This is a genomic window from Trujillonella humicola, from assembly GCF_046233715.1.
Classification (GTDB): domain Bacteria; phylum Actinomycetota; class Actinomycetes; order Mycobacteriales; family Geodermatophilaceae; genus Trujillonella; species Trujillonella humicola.
In genome coordinates this window covers 1-1320 of sequence record NZ_JBJNRJ010000126.1, presented here as the reverse complement: position 1 = coordinate 1320, position 1320 = coordinate 1, and the positions used below count along the sequence as shown (strand labels likewise).

The 1320-nt window shown below is 69.5% G+C and carries 1 protein-coding gene and 1 other annotated feature; the gene reads right to left on the bottom strand.

Annotated features, from left to right (window positions below):
- Positions 1–15 precede the first annotated feature (15 nt).
- Positions 16–1268 (bottom strand): IS3 family transposase gene (locus tag ACK586_RS25370; protein WP_409333310.1). Its coding sequence is split into 2 segments (ribosomal slippage): positions 16–974 and positions 974–1268, totalling 1254 coding nucleotides; the frame shifts between segments, so codons are not numbered across the junction.
- Positions 856–987: a sequence feature (AL1L pseudoknot), on the bottom strand. Its footprint overlaps the gene before it by 132 nt.
- Positions 1269–1320 lie beyond the last annotated feature (52 nt).

The following is a 1320-nucleotide window of genomic DNA, read 5'->3' as shown; positions in this document are numbered from 1 at the left end:
TGACGGACGCTGTGTTCAGGCCACCGCGAGGTCCGCGGGGGTCGTGGTGTCACGGTAGTGGTGATCTTCGAACTCGACCGGTGGGCGGTAGTCGATCGCCGAGTGCAGGCGTTCGGTGTTGAACCAGTGGACCCAGGCGGCGGTCTCCCGCTCGACTTCGTTGCGCCCGGTCCAGGACCGCTGCCGGTCGATGAGTTCGGTCTTGTAGAGGCCGATGGTGGACTCCATCAGCGCGTTGTCCAGGGCGTCGCCGACCGAGCCGATCGAGCCGGCGATGCCGGCCTCGAGCAGCGCCTCGGTGAACGCCAGCGACGTGTATTGGGACCCGGCATCCGAGTGGTGCAGCAGCCCGGTGGCGGTGAAGGCGGCGTTGCCCCGGCGACGGGTGAACAACGCCTGCTCCAACGCGGAGGTGACCAGTGGTGTCGTCTTCGACGTCGACACCCGCCAGCCCAGGATCCGGCGGGAGTAGACGTCGGTGACGAAGGAGACGTAGACGAACCCGGCCAGCGTCCACACGTAGGTGAAGTCCGCGACCCACCACTGGTCCGGCCGGGTCGGCGAGGCCCACGCACGATCGCAGAGATCTGGATGCCGCGGCGCGGTGGCGTCCCGCCGGGTGGTCACCGTCGACCGGCGGCCGCGGCGGACGCCGTCGATGCCGGCGATCGCCATCAGCCGGCCGATCTGGTCGCGGCCCCACGGATGCCCGGCGCGGCGGGCGGTGTGCCACAACTTGCGCACGCCGTAGACCCGACGGTTCCTGCGGTGCAGGTTGACCAGCGTGTTCGCGGCGTAGGCGTCGGCCAGCTCCGCGGCCGAGACCGGGCAGGCGACGCGCGCGTAGTAGGTGCTCGGGGCGATCGTGAGGCCGTGCTCGGTGAGCACGCGACAGATCGGCTCGACCCCGAAGCGCTCCTTGTGCGCGTCGATGTAGTCGATGACTACCTGAGTCGGCGGTCGAGCTCCGCCGAGGCGAAAAACGCTGAGGCGGTCTTGAGGATGTCGTTGGCCCGGCGCAGCTCGGCGACCTCCCGGCGCAGCGCCTTGAGCTCCTCAGAGGCCTCGGTGGTCACCCCGGGCCGGGCGCCGGTGTCGATCTCCTCGCGCTCCACCCAGTTCCGCAACGTGGCCGGGTTGATGTCAAGAAGCGCGCCCACGGCGCGGCGGGCGGTCAGCTTCGACTCACCGAGATCACGGATCCGCTCGGTGTACATCCGCACGGCGCGGGCGCGGGTCTCCTCGTCGTACTTGCGGGGTGCTGGCACGGTCTCAGTCTCCTTGCGAGATCAGAGCCTCTGCCAGATCCAGGACGGTTCA